We start from the raw sequence: 20113 nt of genomic DNA, 5'->3' as shown, positions 1-20113 counted from the left end.
TACCCCGCTTTTATAAAATACTGTGCGTAAACTATTATTACATTGGGGGTGGCACATATGAATTCTGATGCGCATCAAATCATATCCCAGGTCTATAAGGCTAAAAAAGACAGCCACGCGGCAGACGAGCTCATCGAAGCTTATATGCCATTTATCAAGTCCGAAACAGCCAAATTTCTCAACCGTCCGCCCGACAAGAGCGATGACGAGCTGAGTATAGCTATGTTCGCTTTTTACGAATCTATCCGAAACTACTCCAAACTCCGCGGCTCTTTCCTCAAATTTGCAGCATTGCAGATAAAGAACCGCCTGATAGACAACTACAGAAAAGAAAAAAGAAATAAGGGACAGATATCACTGGACGTTTCCGACGACGACAAGCCGGACCTGAAGGATACAATACGCGACGAACACGATACATACCAAGAAAACGAACTAAGAGAAGCCACAAAACAGGAAATAGACGAGCTTTCAGCTCAGATGCAGGACTTCGGCGTTTCAATGACCGACGTTGCAGAGAATTCTCCGAGACAGCGCCGTACTCTTGAAATATGCCAGAAGGCTGTTCAGTACGCAAGAAATAATCCCGAAATACTGGAGGACTTCCTCAGAACTAAGCGAGTTCCGCTGGCAAAGCTGGCAGAGGGCGCAAAGGTAGAGAGAAAGTCTCTTGAAAGACACAGACGTTATCTTGTGGCAGTGCTTCTCATTTGCACCAACGGCTATGAGATAATGCGAGGTCACATAATGCAGGTACTCAAAGGTGGTGAAAACAAATGAAATATATGGTAATGGAATGTCACGAGGGCTATGCAGTCCTTATGGACGAAGAATCACGCTTCGTACAGGCGGCAAATCTCCGCTATAAAGTCGGACAGACTGTCACCGATCCTGTTCTGATGAACGCCGAGGAGCTCAACCGCGGCAGGATCAGTATGCATATTTCTAAATTTGTTGCAGCCGCAGCCTGCCTGACAATAGCAGTCTCCGCAGGAGCCTTCTACTACTCAAGCAACTACAAGACTCACTCCACTGTGCTCATCTCATCTGAGGCTAATGTGCGCATGGAGCTCAACAAAAAGGGCAAGGTGCTCAATATCAGCACTGAGAATGCAGACAGTGACGAGATAATCAAGAATTATGACGGCAAGGGCAAGGATATGCTCGACGCCGCAAACGATATCATTGATATCGAAAAGGACAAAGGCATCATAGAGAGCGGCGACACCGTCGATATCTATATCAAAGCCGAAACTCCTTCCGAATATAATTCCTACAAGTCAGACCTTATCACAGGTATCCCCGACGTTAAGGTAAAGGTTCAGGAGCTTGACGGCAATAAGCCTCACGAAAAGACTCCTCCCGAGCCGCCGAAGGCTGATCCTGCAAAGGATAACAAAAAACCCGATCCGCCGAAGCCTGCCGATAAGAATACAGCTCCTAAGCCTGACGACAAGGTCGAGCCGCCAAAGCCTGCGGAAGTAACTCCGCCGACACCTGCAGCTCCTCCTGCGGCAAACAATAATAACAGCAACAATAATACAGCTCCGCAGGTAAAACAGCCCGACGCACCTCCTGCTCCTCCTGTTTCACCTGAAGCTCCCGAACCTCCGAAGCCTGCTGATAAGAATACAGCTCCTAAGCCCGATGACAAGGTCGAGCCGCCAAAGCCCGATGAGGGCGCAGCTCCTCCTGCTCCTGCGGCACCCGAGATAAGAATACAGCTTGAAAAGGAAGTATTGGATACTATCAGACTTTCGGAGATAAATCCATACAAAGCTCTTACTCCGCTCCCCGAGCCGCCTGTTCCGCAAGCTCCTTCTCCCGAAGCACCAGCTCCGGAAGCTCCGACTCCCGAGACGGATAAGAATACAGGACCTGCCCGGGAAGCACTGCCCGAAGCAGAAAAAACTATAACCCCTCCACTTCCAATTCCCCTTCCCTAACCTAAAAAATAGGAAACATGAGATCCTTCATAAAACCGTCCGACCTCACATTCCTCTTTATCGGTCGATCAGACGGGAAAAAGAGCACTGCCAAGCACGGCAGTGTTCTTTTTTTATCCCGTTTTTTTGCCATATATCCAATAAAAAACAAACACAAAAAATTTTTTTGGAAATTTTTTCAGAATACCCCACTTTTTTATTTCATGCTCCGTAAACTGTTAACATAAGGCGAACAAATAAAAAGTTCGCACTAAGTCAAATGCTCCCACGGGAGTAAAATAAAAGGACTTATCCGTCCGTAAAAAAGGAGTAATTACAATGAGAAGCAAAAAGATCTTTGCTGCACTCGCTGCAATGTCTATGATGGCATCAGCTGGAAGCTTCAGCGCTTTCGCAGCAGAAACAACAGAAGAAGCAGTAACAACAGTTGCAGCAGCAACTGAGGAAGTAACAGAAGCAGCTGAGGCTGAGAAGCCTGAGGCTCCTGTACTCGAAGACGGCGAAAAGCCAGAGCCTCCTGTAGCTCCCGCTGAGCTTGAGGACGGCGAGAAGCCAGAGCCACCGGCACCTCCAGTAATCGTTGACGTAACTGATCTTATCGAGCAGATCCGCTCATTCATCGAAGCAAACAACATTGAGATCCTCAACGATACAATCATCGAGAACTGGGACCTCATCGAGAAGGTTGACGTACACTTCCATGAGAACGAGAAGCCCACTGCTCCTGTAGTTGAAGGCGAAGCTCCTGAGGCTCCTGAGGCTGTAACAGAGGCTGAGGCTTCTGAGGAAGACGCTAAGAAGCCTGCAAAGCCACTCAGACCTGTTCACCTCGAGCTCACAGATCTCTTCATGCAGTTCAAGGATTCTATTGATATAAGCAAGATCGACTTCATCGAGGACGATGTTAAGGAAAAGATCATGAACGCTAAGGACGTTCACGCTGACGTTCACTTCAAGCACGACAAGCCAGAGGCTCCAGCAGCTCCTGTTGCTCCGGTAATTGATGAGAACGCTGAGAAGCCAGAGCCACCGGCACCTCCAGTAATCGACGAGAACGCTGAGAAGCCAGAGCCTCCTAAGCCTGTTGAGGACGGCGAGAAGCCAGTTCCTCCTACACCTCCAACACCTCCTGCTGAGGCAGAGAAGCCAGAGCCTCCTAAGCCACCAGTTGCTCCTAAGCACGAGCACCTTGGTCCTAAGGAGAGAGAAGCTCTCAAGGCTGCTGAAGCTGCTGCTGCAGTTGAGGCAACAACAGAGGCCGCTACAGAGGCAGCTGCAACTGAGGAATAATCAGTATTTATTGACTGTTCAGCATAAAACTTAACTTGTCTTTGCCTGAAAAGGTATTCCCCAAAAAGACAGGTCACTTCGATCCAATCCCAATCCCCTTTATCCTCTTTTACCCTTGTATCTGCACGCTCGGTAAAAGTGCGGATAACCAAGATGTAAAGAAAGCGCCGCAAAGCACATTTTTGCGGCGCTCTTTTTTTGCCATATCTTGCTGTTTTTTTCCTCTATTATTGATTTCCTGCACGAAATATGCTATAAGCGCAGAGCCTGCGCGCCCGTTTTCGCGGCATAAAAATAATAATACGGGAATTTTTCTCCGCGAATCTTGATATTCATAGGATTGTATGCTATAATAACAGTATAATTTCCGCGTATGACGCATTTAGGAGGATGACCATGAAGGTAAGATTTCACCTGCCCGATTTCGCAAGAATGTTCAAATTCAATGTTGTATTTCTCACTATGCTCGAAAACAGCCCCGAGCTCTTCCGCGAGGGCGTCGAGATAGCTTCGATATACGGCGTGTTCCCCCCCTCATTATGGAACGGCGGACGAGTAGTTCACGGTATGTGCCAGAAGGACTTCGTTAAGGGAGTCACCAACTACTTCAACAAGAAAGGCATACCGCTCCGCTTTACATTTACCAATCCAATGATAGAAAAAAAGCACCTCAGCGATGATTTCTGCAACATGGTAATGCATATAGCTGACAACGGCATGAACGAGTGCATAGTCATGTCCCCTATCCTTGAGGACTACATAAGAAAGACCTATCCCAACTACAAGCTGACAAGCTCCACCTGCAAGCGCATAACCGAGCCCGAAGCTCTCTACAGCGAGGTCTGTAAGGACTACCACATCGTCGTGCTGGACTATGACCTCAACAACAAGTTCGATATACTTGAAAAGATACCCGACAAGAGCAAGTGCGAGATACTGGTGAATGCCTGCTGTAATCCCCAGTGTGCCAACCGCTCGCTCCACTATCAGACAATAGGTCTGGAGCAGATAGCCTACGCAAATCACGTAAGAAAGTACCCGAATGTTCCCTTTGATTCTGCGAAATTTGCCGCTTCTCACCCCGAGGCAAAGGCTATATTCGAGTGCAACTGCGAGCACAGGAGCCTTTTCGACGTAAAGGGACTCAGCAATCACATCACTCCCGACGATATCTGGAACAAGTATGTGCCTATGGGCTTCAATCAGTTCAAGATAGAGGGACGCACCTTTGATATGTTCAATCTTATGGAGCACTACCTCTACTACATGGTAAAGCCCGAATGTATCGACAAGGCTCGTCTTATTTTCCTGCGCAACCTCAGCCTCAACGGAGCTATCATAGTTCCCGATCAGGCTATATAATGAGCTGATAATGCGGCTGGAAGAAATACGCTATTCCCTCTGGCAGATAATCTCGGAGTGCAAAAAAACGCTTTTCGGCTACAGGATAACCGTAATGCTCATAAACAAGGACAGCGTAAAGGTCGGCGATACGGTCTATATTGACACCGACAGGGAAAGCGTACACAGCTATACCGAGGACACTCCTGCTGTAGTGTACAAGCTGGCATGGAGCAACTGGGTGGGGCATTATTACACCAAGGTCAAAGAAATAGCGGCTGACAAGACCATATACAATCCCGATCTCGAAGAGCCGCCGGACACCGTATGGGTTCGGATATGGCTCAAAACCAAAGGAGAAATAAAGGAAAGCGACATCGTTTACGCTTCGCCTGATATAATAAACTAAAAAAAGCTCCGCAATCGCGGAGCTTTTCTCGTCTGTGCATATTATCTGAGTATTCTTCTGAGCTCGGAAAAATCCGCCTCATTGTTCTTCTGCTGAGCCACATCAACAAGCTTCATGGAAACAGCCTTGTACATACTCCTGTCGGTATCGTTTTCCATACATTCAAGGTGCTTTCTGACCATACCGATGTCATTGCGCTCCACGGGACCTGAGAGAGCCTCCACAGGACCTAAGGCAAGGATACGCTTGATATTGTTCATGATAAGAGGCTGAAAAGCCTTCAGCGCCTCTGTCTGCGAGAAGCCGCACTTCTCCATAAGAGCGAGACTCTCTGCCGCAAGTGCGCAGACCAGATTGCTCGAAATCGAGCAGGCTGCGTTGTACTGAGCCTTATTCTCACTGGAGATGACCTTGGTGCCGTTGCCCATTTTGCGCAGAAGCTCGTCCCAAACGCCGATGAACTCGTCACTGCCCTCGATACAGAAAAACGCCTTGCCCAGCTCCTTGAAGGAGTCATACTTGCTGGTAATCGGGAAAAGCGGGTGTATAGAGAAGCCGCTTGCACCGAATCTTGCGATATCGGGGAACGCCTCAGCTACGGACATAGCTCCGCTGCAGTGGCATATCTGCTTGCCGCCGATACCCACAGCCTTGACCTGATCATACACCTCTTTGATAGCGCTGTCGGGGACAGTTAAAAATATCACGTCGCTGTCGCCCACAAGCTCCGCCATATTGTCATATGCGCGGCTCTTGGTAAATCTTGATGCTTCAGTAGCAGACTGAAGCGCTTTGCTGTAGTATCCCGTGATAAAGATACCGTTCTCAGCAAAGTACCTGCCGAGGGAAAAACCTACTTTCCCTGCACCTATAAATCCAATTTTCATTTTAATATCCTCCTGTAACCCTCTAATTTGGTTACCTTTTCTACATTATATCACAGCTTTTTGGAATTTACAAGCATTTTTAGAGCATTTTTTGCACTATTTTGATATAAAAATCAGATGATGACATTTTTTATTCATAAAAGCGGCATTTTCAAAAGCAACTTCATCATTTTTTGACCTTGCAGGTGTACAAAACAAAGTTGTTTTGTGTATTTAGACATTGTTCAATATTAACAATTCAGAAACACAGAATTGCATTTTACTTAAAAATATGATATCATAGTCACAGTTTGCTTTTCTTCTGCGAGTATGCATTACAGAGCGTGACAAATGCATTTGAAAGCTTATTAATTCTACGGAGGGATAAAATGACCGACCAGCAGGCAAGGGAGCTTCTGAAAAGCTCTCCGCAGAAAGCTCACAGGCTTATTTTCGACGAATACTACAACTACGTCTACACAATAGTTTTCAATCGCCTGAGAAGCTATGCTTCACGGGAGGATATCGACGCATGCGTCAGCGATGTTTTCAGCGACGTATTCCTGCACTACAGCACAGATAACGGCTACAGCGGCGATATCAAGGGATTTATAGCGGCTATAGCGCGTAACAGGTCTGTTGATATGTTCCGAAAGCTTCGTGTAAGGTCGGTGAATACAGTCCCTGTGGACGGCGAGGAAGCCTTGCAGCTGCCCTCTGCCGATAAAGTTGACGAGCTTGCCGAAAAAGCCGAGACCTGCCACGCGCTTCTTGACGCGGTAAAGTCTCTCGGAGAGCCCGACAGCTACATAATAATGCAGAAATACTATTACGGAAGGAAATCCGCAGATATCGCCGATAAAGTCGGTCTTAAGCCCGAAGCGGTGAGAAAAAGGCTAAGCCGCGCAATGGATAAGCTGAAAAAGATACTTACGGATATCGGCGAAGGAAGGTGATGTCATGGAAGAGAAAAAAGAATTTGATATTCTCGAAAACACCGAGCAGAGCGTCATTGACAGGCTATCTGAGGAATTTCCGCCCGATGACGCAGAAGAAAAAGAGAAGGTGTTCAGAATGAGTCAGGAAAAATTAAATAAAGCAAACAATACATCAAAATTCACGGAGACCGACGAACAGACCGTCAGCGGCGTTGAGGTCGTCTGCAAACGTCCCCTGTGGAAAAAGTGCCTGAGCATGGCGGCTGCCGCAGCTATACTCATAGGCGGAGCAGCAGGCGGATTCAAGGCATATAAGCATTTCTCAAATACGCCCACTATATCCGATAAGGAGAATATTACAGAGGAGCCTACTACCGAGCAGACAACCACGGAACAGCCGACCACTGAACCGCTTAACAACAGCTGTCCGTTCGATTTTGCGGCTCATGAATTCAGCAGACCTGATCCGGACAGCAAAACAGCTATCTTTGTCAACTTTGGCAAATCTGAAGAAGAAGGCGGCGACGGCAGAACGGGATTCAGCTTACGGGGCGGCAATGTTATCCCCCTTGAAAAGCGTCAGGAGCTTGCTGACTTCTTTAACAGCTTAGAATGGGAAGAGGCAGATGATGAACCTAAGGTGCTCCCCGAGTTTCTGTATACCTATGAACGATTCTGTTTCTACAGCTTATCTGACGATGATTTCATTATACTTAATTTTGACGGTGACCAGAGTACTGTGGTGCTTACAAGCTGCAAGGTAAGGCTTGAAAGTGATTACACAGATGAAAACTATGATCCGTCAGATAAAAATGCTATGAACAGAATGATACAATATGGTGCTGTCGATGAAACTATAGACATCAATGATGTTACAAAGTGCTACAAGATAGATTATGACCTTATCAAAAGCAAGATGAACGAGATTTTCGGTGAAGATTTTATTCGCTCATATAACGAAGAAAAATCTATCCTTAACAGAGAATGGGAAATAGAACTTCCATTTGAATATTATCCTATAACGCTCAACAAGGAAGATAACGACTTCATCTATAATATTCTCAGGAAATGCAAATGGGAAAAACTGGACGATACTTCGTCATTTATTGAAGAAAATATGCAGAACAGCATATCAATAATTGATTTGAGCTGTTATGAAGATAATATACGTTACAGTTTCATTATCATGTCATCTTCAGATATCACCTTTATCGGATATGGAGAATGGCAGCCAAACGATGACGGCATAGAAGAACCTGTATATACATCTTCATGGATAAATAAGGACAATATCAATGCAGTTCAGCAGATAACTGATTATATCAACAGCAAACACTCCGAACTGACTAAGGAAGTCCCCGTTGACCTTTCTTTCATTGACCGTGTTGACTGGCTGTATTCAGCGCTTGACACCAAGCAGTTCGATATCACAGATGATAAAATGCAGAAGCTGAAAGAATGCCTCGGCAGATACGACTGGAAAATGACAGATGATTCCAATTATTTCGGCTATGATATCGGTATAATAGGTACAACAGATAACAATAATGACAGCATAACAGAGCTGCGTATCGGCAAGGCGTGGGACGGAAAGACAATGATATGCTTTGCAGGCTGTGAAGTTACAGACATTGACGGCAAGCTTGCTGTAACAAACATCAGAGAGCCCAAGAGCGAATCTGACTGCCTGAACAGGTTTTACGTCTGCGATGACGAAAACGCATACAGCGAGATTGAAAAAATACTAAGTGAATAACTCACCTGCCGCCCTCCGAATGGAGGGCGGCTTTCCTGTGCCTTGACAAAAGCCGTATTCAGCGATATACTATACTTTGAGCCCATTTAAGGATTATTTAATAATTCCCGTGCTATTATAGAATCACAGAAAGCGAGGGATAAGTTATGTATTTCAGAATACTTAAAAAAGACCTGAAACGTAAAAAGACCATGAATATCATACTCCTGCTGTTCGTGATACTTGCCACAATGTTCGCGGCAAGCAGCGTAAACAACATCACCACCGTTCTGAACGGTCTCGATTATTACTTCGAGAAAGCAGATCTAAGCGACCATTTCATCATAACTCTGGCTGATAACGGCGACGAGATAGAGGATTTCCTTTCGGGAGTTCAAAATGTCAAGGACTTCCGCCGTGAGGATCAGCTTTTCTTCAACGATACCGCTCTTACAAAAAACGGTAAAAAGCTTGCAGACATCGGAAGCACCGCTCTGCTTCTTCCCATTGATAACGGAAAGCTCAATTACTTCGACAAGGACAACGAGATATTAAAAAAAGTCCCCGAGGGATATGCTTACTTTACGGGCTGCTTAGTCAAAGGTGCTGACCTTGACTACGGCGAGAAATTCCAGCTCAATCTCGGCGATACCGAGATAACCCTGAAATATGCAGGACTTGCAAAGGACGCATTTTTAGGCTCGGAGATGTTCAACAATCCCCGTCTTATAGTCAATAATGCGGACTACGATACCCTCATAGCCGACGAAAAGGTAAGAGAAAACAACAGAAGCAGCATTTTCTACGTAAACGGATATAACTCAAAAACTCTCGAATCAGACCTTTCGGATATACCCACTAACACCTTCAGCAAGGGCATATCCATTGTAAGAACGAGCTACATAATGTATATCATCGTAGCGGGACTTCTCCTGATAGTCAGCGTATGCCTCATACTTGTATCATTTGTAGTGCTGAGATTCACTATCAGCTTTACCGTCAACGAGGAATTCCGCGAGATAGGCGTTATGAAGGCTCTGGGACTGAAAAACAGCTCCGTCCGCGGTCTGTATCTGGTGAAGTACTTCGGTATCGCGGTAATCGGCGCATTTGCAGGACTTCTTCTCAGCATACCATTTGGTAACGCCCTTATCAGGTCCGTAAGCGACTATATGGTGCTTGGAAACGACCATACCGTACTGATAAGCATAGCTTGCAGTATCTTTGTAGTTCTCATCATCATGCTTTTCTGCTGGAGATGTACCCGCAGGATAAAGAAGCTCTCACCTATAGACGCTGTAAGAAGCGGTCAGACAGGCGAACGCTTCAAGAAAAAGGGACTCATGCACCTTGGAAAGAGCAAGCTGGGCGCTACAGGCTTCCTTGCATTCAATGACATATTCAGCAGTCCGAAGCAGTTCTGCGTGATGACAGCTATCTTCACGGTATGCCTGCTCCTGATAATGAGCCTTGCCAATACCGCCAATACCCTTTCCAGCGGAAAGCTCCTGCCCCTTATGTGTACACAGGAAAGCGACGCCTATATCACCGATACCGACCTGATAGCAAAGATAATGACAGGCGAAAAGACCTACAAGGGAATATGCGAGGATATAGAAAAGAAGCTTGCAGACAACGGTATATCAGGCAAGGTATCATCTGAAGCCATGCTGTTCCCGACTCTTGAAGCAAACGGAATAAAGGCTTCGCCCATATTCATGTACAATTCCGAGACAAAGGCTTCGGATTACACCTATTCGGAGGGCTACGCTCCCAAATATGCAAACGAGATAGCTCTCACAAAGCAAGTCGCCGAAAAGCTTGACGTAGGCGTAGGCGACAAGGTAAAGCTCACCTTCAACGGCAAGACCGATGACTACATCGTCTCAGCCCTTTTCCAGAGCATGGTGCAGATGGGCGAAACAGGACGTTTTCACGAAAGCTTTGAAGTTCCCGACGAATTTATCACTCAGGTAATGGGCTTTCAGATAGACTTTGACGATTCACCCGACAAAAAAACAATAGAAAGCCGCATAGAAAAGATGAAGGACATCTTCGGCACCAAATACATCGACGACACAGACGGCTTCGTAATGACCGTCATAGGCAAGAACGTAAAGGATACCATTAACGGCGTAAAGCTCATGGTGATAATCATCACAGCCATAATCATTATACTGATATCCGTGCTTATGGAGCGTTCCTTTATCTCAAAGGAAAAGCCCGAGATAGCACTTATGAAGGCTATGGGCTTCAAGTCGCGGTCTGTAGTGGCACAGCACACTCTGCGCTTTGCAATAGTTGCGGCAGTGGCTTCTGTGATATCAATCGCACTGTGCTCACCTGTCACAAAGCTCTGCATAAACCCCATATTCGGCATTATGGGAGCTATAAACGGCGTAGACTATAACATAAGACCTGTTGAGGTATGCATTATCTACCCTGCAATAATCATTGCAGTGGCAGTTGCAGGCGCTTACTTCACAGCGCTCTACATGAGATCAATAAAGGCTTCGGATACAGCCGATATATAAAAGGAGATATGAGTTATGAATAATACAGCTATACTTGAGGTTAAGGACCTCTGCAAAACATACATCATAAACAAGCGCCAGAACAACGTTCTCCGCAACGTGAATTTCAAGATCAACGAGGGCGAAATGGTAGCAGTCATGGGACCTTCGGGCTCAGGCAAGTCAACTCTGCTGTACACCGTTTCGGGCATGGACAAGATGACCGCAGGCGATGTGAAATTCTGCGGCAGGGAGCTCTCAAAACTCAAGGAGAACGACCTTGCGAAAATGCGCCTTGACGATATGGGCTTCATCTTCCAGCAGATGTACATGATGAAGAATCTGTCCGTACTGGACAATATCATACTCCCTGCGGTAAAGTCCGACAAGATAAAGGAGTCACGCAGTGAGACCATGAAGCGCGGACAGGACCTCATGCGCAAGCTTGGCATCATCGACATTTCCGACAACGACATCAACGAGGTATCGGGCGGACAGCTCCAGCGTGCCTGCATTTGCAGAAGCATGATAAACAAGCCCCGTATGATATTTGCCGACGAGCCCACAGGAGCTCTCAACCGCAACTCCTCGGACGAGGTAATGGAGGAGCTCACAAAGCTCAACAACGAGGGCACAACAGTCATGCTGGTAACTCACGACGCAAAGGTAGCCGCAAAATGCTCCCGTGTACTCTTTATAGTTGACGGAAACATAAATGGAGAGTATAATATTAACAGAAAGATTCCCCTCCGTGACCGTGAGCGCGGACTGAATAACTGGCTTCTGGAAATGGGTTGGTAATATGACTGATATACTTATCGTTGAGGATAACGCGGAGCTCTGCGGACTGCTCTGCGATTTCCTCCGAGCCGAGAATTATACGGTAAGCACTGCCGAAACTGCGGAAAAAGCCTTGTCCCTGTATGAAAAATACGGGGCAAGGCTTGTCCTGCTTGATATAAACTTACCGGGACTTGACGGCTTTGCGGTGTGCAAAAAGATACGCGAGCGGGATAATATCCCTATCATTATCCTCACTGCAAGAGTTGACAAGGAGGACAAGCTCAACGGCATACTCCTCGGCGCTGACGACTACATCGAAAAGCCCTATGACATTGATATCCTTATTGCCAAAATAAAGGGCATATTCAGGCGAAGGCTGGCTCTTGACGTTATAACAGAAGGCGATATCACGCTGAATATAGCTGACGGTACTGTTTTCAAAAGCGGCGAGCCTTTGGCTATGACAGCCAAGGAGTTCGAGCTGCTCCGCCTGCTCATCGAAAACAAGGGACAGACGCTGGGCAAGGACTTCATTTTCAACAGGATATGGGGCTCTGACAGTGAATCCGAGCAGCAGACTCTCACCGTGCATATCAAATGGCTGAGACAAAAAATAGAGGACGATCCCAAGGCTCCCGTAAGAATACTGACCGTATGGGGCAAGGGCTACCGCTGGGAGAGCTGATATGCAGAGATTCGACAAGCTCATCGCAGCAGCAATACTGGTCATGGCAGCTGTTATCACCGCTGTAAACTTCATAATGCTGAAAGCTCCGAAGCATACCCAGCCCCTTTATAAGGTCGAGCTGAACCGCATAGAGCAGGAACTCAAAAACGGTAAGACCGTCACTGCCGACAGCTACCCCAATATCATCGGTATCTACGAATACGACGGCAGCGGGGACTTCTACAGCAGCGATAACGAATACGTTATACGCAGCATCAACGGCAATACATACCGTATAGAATACACGGACAAGGCTGTAGTGAAGAACTCCACTCTTCCCATTGCAGTAAATTCCTGCATGGGCGGAATGTTTCTTTTTATGCTGGCAGTTCTGTTCCATATCCGCAGGAATATCGTCAAGCCCTTCGGCAAGGTCAGCGACCTGCCATACGAGCTTGCAAAGGGAACGCTTACGACTCCCGTAAAGGAGAACAAGGGCAAATATTTCGGAAAGCTCACATGGGGACTTGATATGCTTCGTCAGGAGCTTGAGCAGTCCAGACAGCGTGACCTTGACCGCGCAAAAAAGGAGAAAACTCTCCTGCTGTCCCTATCCCATGATATAAAAACTCCCCTGTCTGCTGTAAAGCTCTACTCAAAGGCACTGTCAAAGGGGCTGTATCCCGACGCCGAAAAGCAGCGTGAAGCCGCAGATAATATAAACTCCAAGGCTGACGAGATAGAGGGCTATGTGGCAGAGATGATAGAAGAGCTCAACACCGATGTTCTCACCTTTGACTTCAACAACACCGAGTTCTACCTTGCAGATGTTATCGGCAGAATAAACGACTACTACAGGGACAAGCTTTCGGTGCTGAAGATAGATTTCACTGTTGCAGAGTTCGGGAACTGCCTTATTTCGGGAGATCCCGACCGTCTTGAGGAAGTGCTCCAGAACATCATCGAGAATGCCATAAAGTACGGCGACGGCAGAAATATCTCCATTGACTTCTCCGACGAGGAAAACTGCCGCCTTATCACTGTTTCCAACAGCGGCTGCACCCTTGCGGATACTGAGCTGAACCACATCTTTGACAGCTTCTGGCGCGGCTCAAATACGGGCTCTCAGCCGGGCAGCGGTCTGGGACTTTACATATGCCGACAGCTTATGAACGGCATGGGCGGCGATATCTTCGCGCAAATCGACGGCGGTCTTATGAAGGTAACTGTTGTGTGCTCAAAGCCGCAATGACAGCCGTTTGTATATAAAAAAGGAACGCCGAAAACGGCGTTCCCTGCTTAGGTCTTAGTTCTTAGTTCTGAAAGCTGATTAGCTGCGGCTTGCGCGTTCACGCTGCATCATGCGTCTCTGGCGCTCCTGCTCGGCAAGCTGTGCCTGTCTCTCCTCTGAGCGTCTTATCTGCTCGCTGTAATAAACGTCGTCGGACTCTTTCTTCTTCTTAGTGATAACAAAAACAAGTGCTGTGATAACAATACAAACTGCGATGAGAGCGACTATGAACGTAGCTGACATAGGTATCCCTCCTTTACTGAAAATATTTTTCAAAATTAACGCTAATTTAATTTTATCACAAGTAAGCTCACGGTTCAAGCCGTAAATATACTGAATTTCGACATATTCTCTTGGCTGTTTTGCACAAAGAAAAGTTAAGATATATGCCGCTTAGACAAGGGCGGATAATATCCGCCACTACAGAAACAAAAAAGGCGCGATCTCTCGCGCCTTTTTATTATTTTCGTTTTCTCTCGGGATACAATGCGTAATAGCGTTCCTTGTCCTTGTACATCCGCTCGTCGGCAGTTCTCATTGCCTTGCGTATATCGCCCTCTCCGCCGTCGAAATAGTATCCCAGCGCAAAGCTGATATTCTTAGGATCCTCTGAATCCCTGCGGAGCTTTTCAACTCGCTTTACAAGCTCGGCTTCATCTATCTCACAGTCGATTATCATGAACTCGTCGCCGCCTGCACGGTATATCTCGCCGTCGTAGAACACATCGTTAAGTATCTCCGCGGCGCCTTTAAGAAGCCTGTCCCCTGCGCCGTGACCTTCCTTGTCGTTTTTCTGCTTCAAGCCGTTGAGGTCAGCGAAGATAACTCCGAAGGTATCGGGCTTTTTTTCATTGCTCCTGATGAACCAGTCAACACGGTTGTTCATGGCGTTACGGTTGTAAACTCCTGTGAGCATATCCACTGTGCCCATTATCCTCAGCTGATTCATGAGCTGATAGTTGGCTATCTCAGAGGCTATGAGATGTGTGGTGAGCTCCAGTACCTCCTTTATTCTCATGGCGTTATCCGTATCAAAATTGACCGCCCAGATATACCCGAGTATCTCGTCGTTATACTCCAGCGGGAACAGAACAAGACTGTCGACATCAGCCTTCATGAGAGAAGCGTGCCACAGCGGATTACGTGCTTTGAGGACCTCCATGTCGCTTTCATTCTTTATGATAAGGCAGGTGCTTCCTGCTATGGTATCAGGCCATGTTTCAACGATATCAAAGAAATCAACTGCATTCTCCCTCATGTGGACTTCCATAGGCTTGATGTCTAATCCCGGAGCTATGACCTGTGTCAGTACAGAACACTTTCTTTCCTTGAAATCCGTTAGGAAAACGCAGCATCTGTCGGCATTGCATATCTCACGTATATCGGCAAGCACCTCGTCCATAGACTTCTTGAAGTCCTTTGTGCCCTTGAGCTTAAAGCTGGTTTTAAGCACCGCTGCCGAGATATCCGCCGAAAGATTGGACATTCTTTCGCTGTTCTTTTCCATTGTGAACTCCTGAGTATAGGTGCAGTAGCCCTTATTTGGCTCAGATGAAGCAAGAGGCATCATGTACATATCTATCCAGAAGCTGTATCTCTCGGGGTGGATATAGGTATGGAAGGGCTTCTTCATTATGGCGCACTGATAACAGGCAGCCTCAAAATTCAAATCCTTCGGGATATAATTCTCATAGGGCGAATCAGGAATGAACTTATTTTTGAGCATCTGATTTGAAGAAATATTCTCAGGATTTTCTATAGAATCCACATACGCCTTATTTCCTGCAACAAGGCGGATATTGCCATAGCTGCCGTCAGAGAATTTTTCCACGGATATAACACACGTCATCGGTTCGATGTTATTAACAAATTCCTGAAAATCCATAATTTCTCCTTTCAGCCTGAAAAGGCGGTTTTATCTTCAATTAATATTATATCACATATTTTTTTATATGTCCAGTTAAATTTATGTGAATAACGTCAAGAGCTCCGACTGTGCGGAGCTCTTTTGTATATTATTTTCTCTTGCGTTCGGGGAATTTCCTGTAATATCTGTCCTTGTCGGCGTACATTCTCTCGTCGGCAGTTCGCATTGCATAGCGGATATCTCCGCCATTTGCCTCGTAATAGCCGCCTACGGCAAAGCTGATATTATTTGTATCCTCAGAGTCTTTGCGGAGCTTTTCCATGCGCTTTTCAAGCTCCTCCTCGGGAACGTTAACCGCGATTATCATGTACTCGTCGCCGCCTGCGCGGTAGATATCGCTGTCGTAGAACAGAGTCCGCAGTATCTCGGCGGCGCCCTTAAGCAGCTTATCGCCTGCGATGTGTCCGCTGCTGTCGTTTACCTGTTTAAGTCCGTTAAGGTCGGCAAAAACTATGCCGTAGTTCTCAGGGGTAGGCTCTGCTCCCGAAATATAGCGGTCAATGCGGTTATTCATGGCATTGCGGTTATATATACCCGTAAGCAGGTCTACGGAGCTCATTACCTCAAGGCGGTTAAGAAGCTGATAATTTGACAGCTCAGAGGCTATGAAATAGGTGGTAAGGGAAAGAGTCTCCTTGATACGGAGAGTGTTATCGGTATTGAAGTTCACAGCCCAGATATAGCCCAAGGTCTCGTTGTTATAATTCAGCGGAAACATCACAAGGCTCTGTATATTTGCTGCCTTCAGGGAGTCATACCACCGCGGATTGCGCTCTCTGAGCACCTCCATATCCTTTTCATTCTCCAGTATAAGGCAGTTGCTGCCTGCAATAGTCTCGTTCCATGTGCTTACAAGACCGAAATCAGGCTTAGTCTCCTCAGAAACTACAGCGATATCCTTTGATTCGTCAATTACCACCTCGGCAAGCAATGAACAGCTCTTGGCCTTGAAATCCGTTTGCAGCAGGCTGCACCTGTTTGCGCCGCAGAGCTCGCAGATATCTCCGATTATCTCATGGAGAGTCTTTTTGAAATCCGTGCTGCCGCGGAGCTTTATGCAGGTCTCAAGAACTGCCGACGAAACAGAAGCCGAAACATTGGACATCATCTCGGAATTTGCCTCCATGGTAATCTGCATGGAGTATGAGCAGTAGCCCTTATTGGGATCGTCGGACTCAATAGGCAGGATATACTGATTCAGCCAGCAGAAGAACCTCTCAGGCTTTAAATAGGTGTGTATAGGAGTCTTTAAAATAGCGCTCTTGTACACCGCCTGCTCGAAATTAAGATCCTTTGGGATATATTTTTCATAGGGTGAATCAGGTATGAATTTATTGTTGAGCATATGAGCCGAAGCTCCGTTTGCAGGGTTTTCGATAGAGTCTATGTAAGGCTTGTTTCCTGCAACTATGCGTATATTTCCGTAGCCGCCGTCAGGCAGCTTTTCAATGGACAATATACAGGTAGTAAGTACAAAACCATCAACTATTTCCTGATAATTCATATGAGCGCCTCCAATGCTGAGGATAGTATTTCTCTTATATTTCATATTATATCACATATTTTATCAAATGTCCAGTGAATAATATGTTAATAATGTAGAATCTTATCTGTCCAGCACTCCCCTGCCGATATTCTTGAAAAGCTTCATCATCTCATTGGTGAGACTATGGTCATAGGGCTGGAGAACTATCTCTTCCCTGCCCAGCCATTCCGCGTATTTCAGCTCGTTTTCGTCCATATGTATGGCGCTCTCGCCCTCTGCCTCGCAGAAAAAGCCTGCAAGGATATTTGCCGCTATGCCCCACGGCTGAGACTTGTAATAGCGGATATTCTTCACCTTTATGCCTGTCTCCTCCATTACCTCACGGGAAACAGTAGCTTCAAGGGACTCACCTATCTCCGTAAAGCCTGCCACAAGGGCATTGTGGGCAAATCCCGTCCTGTAGCTGGTTATGAGGAGCTTATCACCGCTGACCACGCCAACTATCACCGCTGGATCTATCCTCGGGTAGACCTTTTTGCCGCATTTCGGGCACAGCATGGCTCTCTCGTTTTCGTCCCGAACATTCTCACCGCCGCAGCGTCCGCAGAATCGGCTGCTCAGATACCACTCGGCAAGGTGATGAGCCGTGAAGCCTGCGAAAAGATACTTCTGCGGCACAGGATCGGTGCTGCGTATCTTTCTTATACTGCCGAAGCTGTACTTTTCGGGGAGCTCAGGGACAGTTTCCTCGCCTGTAAGCAGCAGAAAGAAGCCCTCTCCCTCCACTTCAAACAGGTATATGAGCTTGTCTGAGTATTTCTCGGGCAGCTCACAGACCTGCGGAAATGCAATGGTATTATTTTCAACTGCACAAGCCATTTCGCCTGATCTGTAGACTATAACACGGTCAGAAGCCGCAGGAGCTCTGTGCAGGGCAAATTCGTTTCTGAATATGTTTTCTCCGATATCCTGTATCATATTGTACCTCTTTTCCTGTTGTATTTTAATATTTTATCATATAACACATCAGAAATCAATGTATAAATATATAATTTTTAATATTTAGTTTCCTCAAACCGCACTTCTCGTTAAATATATGCCTCAATATATAAAGAATTTTCATTTTTTCTGTGCAAAACTTCAAAATCTTCTTGAAGTATGTAAAAAATTATGTTATAATGTATTTAATAATAGGGGTATCCATATCGTAAATGGAGAGATAGTTATGACTAATGAGAGAACTTTTGAATTCTATAAATTGTTTGAAGAGCTTATACGCTCTATGACTCGGGGAAGCACCTACGACGAGGACGAAATACTTGCAAACGTCGAAAAGCTTGCAGTTTTTTTCAGGCTCACAAAGGCTACCTCTGAGTTTTATCGCACTGTCGCTGACGAAAAAGCAGGAAAGGGCGATATAAAGGTCGGCTATGACAACGGAAAGCACGGCGAGCTGTTCATGAGCATGCGCGTTGTCACAAAGTCAATGGCTGTGGTAAAATGCAATGCCTACAGGGCTCCCGACGAGGTGCCTATGGACGATGTAGAAAAGGACAAGCTCAAAATCGCCATGGACTCTGTTCTCAGCTTTATAAGCCGTCACAGACTCGAAGGCGTAGTCGAGAAATTCGTTTTCTTCGACGATACGGGCTATCCGAATGTCCGCTCGTTCCTGCGCTATCTGGAAATACTCAAAAAGAAAAACGCTCTTGCAGGCTGTACTGCGGTATATTTCAATCTGCGCCACCTCACCCTTATCAACCGTGATATCGGCAGAGGCGCAGCAGATATCGCTATACACAACTATTTCAATATGATCAAGGATATTATCGGCGAAAAGGGTATAATTTGCAGAGTAGGCGGAGACAATTTCGTGGGAGTTTTCGACGATTCCCTCCTCAATGATGTTCTCGGCATACTCAGCGGAACTCCTGTTATCTATGAGCCCAACAGCGGCAAGCGCATAATGCTTTCAGCAAATACAGGCGTTTTCCGTATGACTCAGGACTTTACCTTTGACGCTCCAGGCGACGTTATGGACAGAATTCTTCCCGCATTGCAGGCTGCAAAAATGGGCGGCAAGGACAGCGTTGTGTTCTACGACGACTCCATGGAGGTCAGCAGAGAAAAGCGCATGGAGATACAGAAGCTGTTCCCGAAGGCGCTGGAAAACAAGGAGTTCAAGGTATTCTATCAGCCGAAAATCGACATCGCAACAGGCAAGCTTGTGGGTGCAGAGGCACTCTGCCGCTGGATAAGAGACGGCAGGATAGTTCCGCCTATGGAGTTCATACCTGTTCTGGAGCAGAATACGGACATATGTCAGCTTGACTTCTATATGCTGGACAGCGTATGCGCTGATATCCGCCGCTGGCTTGACGAGGGCGGCAATGTAGTCCGCATATCGGTAAATCTCTCCCGTAAGCACATGATGGACGTTGACCTGTTGGATCACATAATGAATATCGTGGACAAGCACAATGTCCCTCATGAATACATCGAGATAGAGCTTACCGAGACTACCACCGACGTTGAGTTCCGCGACCTCAAGCGCGTCGTAAGCGGACTTCAGCAGCAGGGTATCTATACCTCGGTCGATGACTTCGGTATGGGCTATTCGTCACTTAATCTTCTCCGCGAGATACCGTGGAACGTGCTTAAAGTGGACAGGTGCTTCCTGCCCGTAGACAGCGACGACAGCACCAGCAGCAGAACTGTCATGTTCAAGTATGTTGTGGCTATGGCAAAGGAGCTCGGTCTTGAATGTATCGCAGAGGGCGTTGAAACACAGAATCAGGTCAAGATACTCAGGGACAATAACTGTCTGTATGCTCAGGGATTCCTGTTCGACAAGCCCCTGCCACTTGCAGACTTTGAAGAGCGTCTTAAAAGCGGTAACTACGATGTAGAGGCTTGAATAT

General features: G+C 46.5%; 17 protein-coding genes. 12 read left to right on the top strand and 5 right to left on the bottom strand.

Annotation, left to right across the window (positions count from 1 at the left end):
• Nucleotides 1-57 precede the first annotated feature (57 nt).
• The 5 genes from BT105_RS04880 to BT105_RS04860 all read left to right on the top strand — a co-directional run bounded on the left by BT105_RS04880 (nt 58) and on the right by BT105_RS04860 (nt 4986).
• A complete protein-coding gene (locus BT105_RS04880; protein ID WP_072299694.1) occupies nt 58-780 on the top strand; it encodes a sigma-70 family RNA polymerase sigma factor in 723 nt (240 codons plus the stop codon).
• The gene (locus BT105_RS04875; protein ID WP_072299693.1) at nt 777-1946 is read left to right on the top strand and encodes an anti-sigma-I factor RsgI family protein; all 1170 of its coding nucleotides are present in this window, start codon (nt 777-779) and stop codon (nt 1944-1946) included. Before BT105_RS04880 ends, BT105_RS04875 begins: the two co-directional genes overlap by 4 nt.
• A 318-nt stretch (nt 1947-2264) precedes the next feature.
• Nucleotides 2265-3236, top strand: a complete 972-nt coding sequence (locus tag BT105_RS04870; RefSeq protein ID WP_072299692.1) for a hypothetical protein — start codon at nt 2265-2267, stop codon at nt 3234-3236.
• Nucleotides 3237-3632: 396 nt separating this feature from the next.
• Complete coding sequence (locus tag BT105_RS04865) at nt 3633-4598, top strand: hypothetical protein (protein ID WP_072299691.1); 966 nt, start codon at nt 3633-3635, stop codon at nt 4596-4598.
• A gap of 10 nt (nt 4599-4608) precedes the next feature.
• On the top strand, nt 4609-4986 hold the full coding sequence (locus tag BT105_RS04860) for a hypothetical protein (protein WP_072299690.1): 378 nt from the start codon (nt 4609-4611) through the stop codon (nt 4984-4986).
• Nucleotides 4987-5027: 41 nt separating this feature from the next.
• Here BT105_RS04860 and BT105_RS04855 read toward each other — a convergent pair whose 3' ends face one another.
• A complete protein-coding gene (locus BT105_RS04855) occupies nt 5028-5873 on the bottom strand; it encodes a Rossmann-like and DUF2520 domain-containing protein (protein WP_028515782.1) in 846 nt (281 codons plus the stop codon).
• Between the two features lie 368 nt (nt 5874-6241).
• Here BT105_RS04855 and BT105_RS04850 point away from each other — a divergent pair, with 368 nt between their 5' ends.
• The 6 genes from BT105_RS04850 (at nt 6242) to BT105_RS04825 (ending at nt 13740) form a co-directional block, all read left to right on the top strand.
• The gene (locus BT105_RS04850; protein WP_072299689.1) at nt 6242-6808 is read left to right on the top strand and encodes an RNA polymerase sigma factor; all 567 of its coding nucleotides are present in this window, start codon (nt 6242-6244) and stop codon (nt 6806-6808) included.
• A gap of 4 nt (nt 6809-6812) precedes the next feature.
• Nucleotides 6813-8546, top strand: a complete 1734-nt coding sequence (locus BT105_RS04845) for a hypothetical protein (protein WP_072299688.1) — start codon at nt 6813-6815, stop codon at nt 8544-8546.
• A gap of 146 nt (nt 8547-8692) precedes the next feature.
• Nucleotides 8693-11059, top strand: a complete 2367-nt coding sequence (locus BT105_RS04840; protein ID WP_072299687.1) for an ABC transporter permease — start codon at nt 8693-8695, stop codon at nt 11057-11059.
• A gap of 15 nt (nt 11060-11074) precedes the next feature.
• Nucleotides 11075-11839, top strand: coding sequence for an ABC transporter ATP-binding protein (locus BT105_RS04835; RefSeq protein ID WP_072299686.1), 765 nt, complete (start codon nt 11075-11077; stop codon nt 11837-11839).
• Nucleotide 11840: 1 nt separating this feature from the next.
• Nucleotides 11841-12506 carry a response regulator transcription factor gene (locus BT105_RS04830; RefSeq protein WP_072299685.1) on the top strand — a complete coding sequence of 222 codons (666 nt, stop codon included), beginning with the start codon at nt 11841-11843 and terminating at the stop codon, nt 12504-12506.
• Nucleotide 12507: 1 nt separating this feature from the next.
• Nucleotides 12508-13740, top strand: coding sequence for a sensor histidine kinase (locus BT105_RS04825; protein WP_072299684.1), 1233 nt, complete (start codon nt 12508-12510; stop codon nt 13738-13740).
• A gap of 78 nt (nt 13741-13818) precedes the next feature.
• On the opposite strand, the gene BT105_RS04820 is transcribed toward BT105_RS04825, so the two are convergent.
• From BT105_RS04820 to nudC, 4 genes are all read right to left on the bottom strand, one after another.
• Nucleotides 13819-14022 carry a hypothetical protein gene (locus BT105_RS04820; protein WP_072299683.1) on the bottom strand — a complete coding sequence of 68 codons (204 nt, stop codon included), beginning with the start codon at nt 14020-14022 and terminating at the stop codon, nt 13819-13821.
• A 217-nt stretch (nt 14023-14239) separates the two neighbouring features.
• The gene (locus BT105_RS04815; protein ID WP_072299682.1) at nt 14240-15664 is read right to left on the bottom strand and encodes a sensor domain-containing diguanylate cyclase; all 1425 of its coding nucleotides are present in this window, start codon (nt 15662-15664) and stop codon (nt 14240-14242) included.
• A gap of 130 nt (nt 15665-15794) precedes the next feature.
• Complete coding sequence (locus BT105_RS04810; RefSeq protein ID WP_072299681.1) at nt 15795-17210, bottom strand: sensor domain-containing diguanylate cyclase; 1416 nt, start codon at nt 17208-17210, stop codon at nt 15795-15797.
• A 102-nt stretch (nt 17211-17312) separates the two neighbouring features.
• Entirely contained in the window at nt 17313-18170 is an 858-nt protein-coding gene (gene nudC / locus BT105_RS04805; protein WP_072299680.1) for an NAD(+) diphosphatase, read from the bottom strand.
• A gap of 247 nt (nt 18171-18417) precedes the next feature.
• On the opposite strand from nudC, the gene BT105_RS04800 reads away from it, so the two are divergent.
• Nucleotides 18418-20109 carry a putative bifunctional diguanylate cyclase/phosphodiesterase gene (locus BT105_RS04800; RefSeq protein ID WP_072299679.1) on the top strand — a complete coding sequence of 564 codons (1692 nt, stop codon included), beginning with the start codon at nt 18418-18420 and terminating at the stop codon, nt 20107-20109.
• The last annotated feature ends 4 nt before the right edge of the window (nt 20110-20113 follow it).

This window comes from Ruminococcus flavefaciens, from assembly GCF_900119075.1.
In the GTDB taxonomy this organism is placed as follows: domain Bacteria; phylum Bacillota; class Clostridia; order Oscillospirales; family Ruminococcaceae; genus Ruminococcus; species Ruminococcus flavefaciens_Q.
Note: the sequence above shows the minus strand (reverse complement) of the source record. Positions and strands in the feature narration are given on the sequence as shown.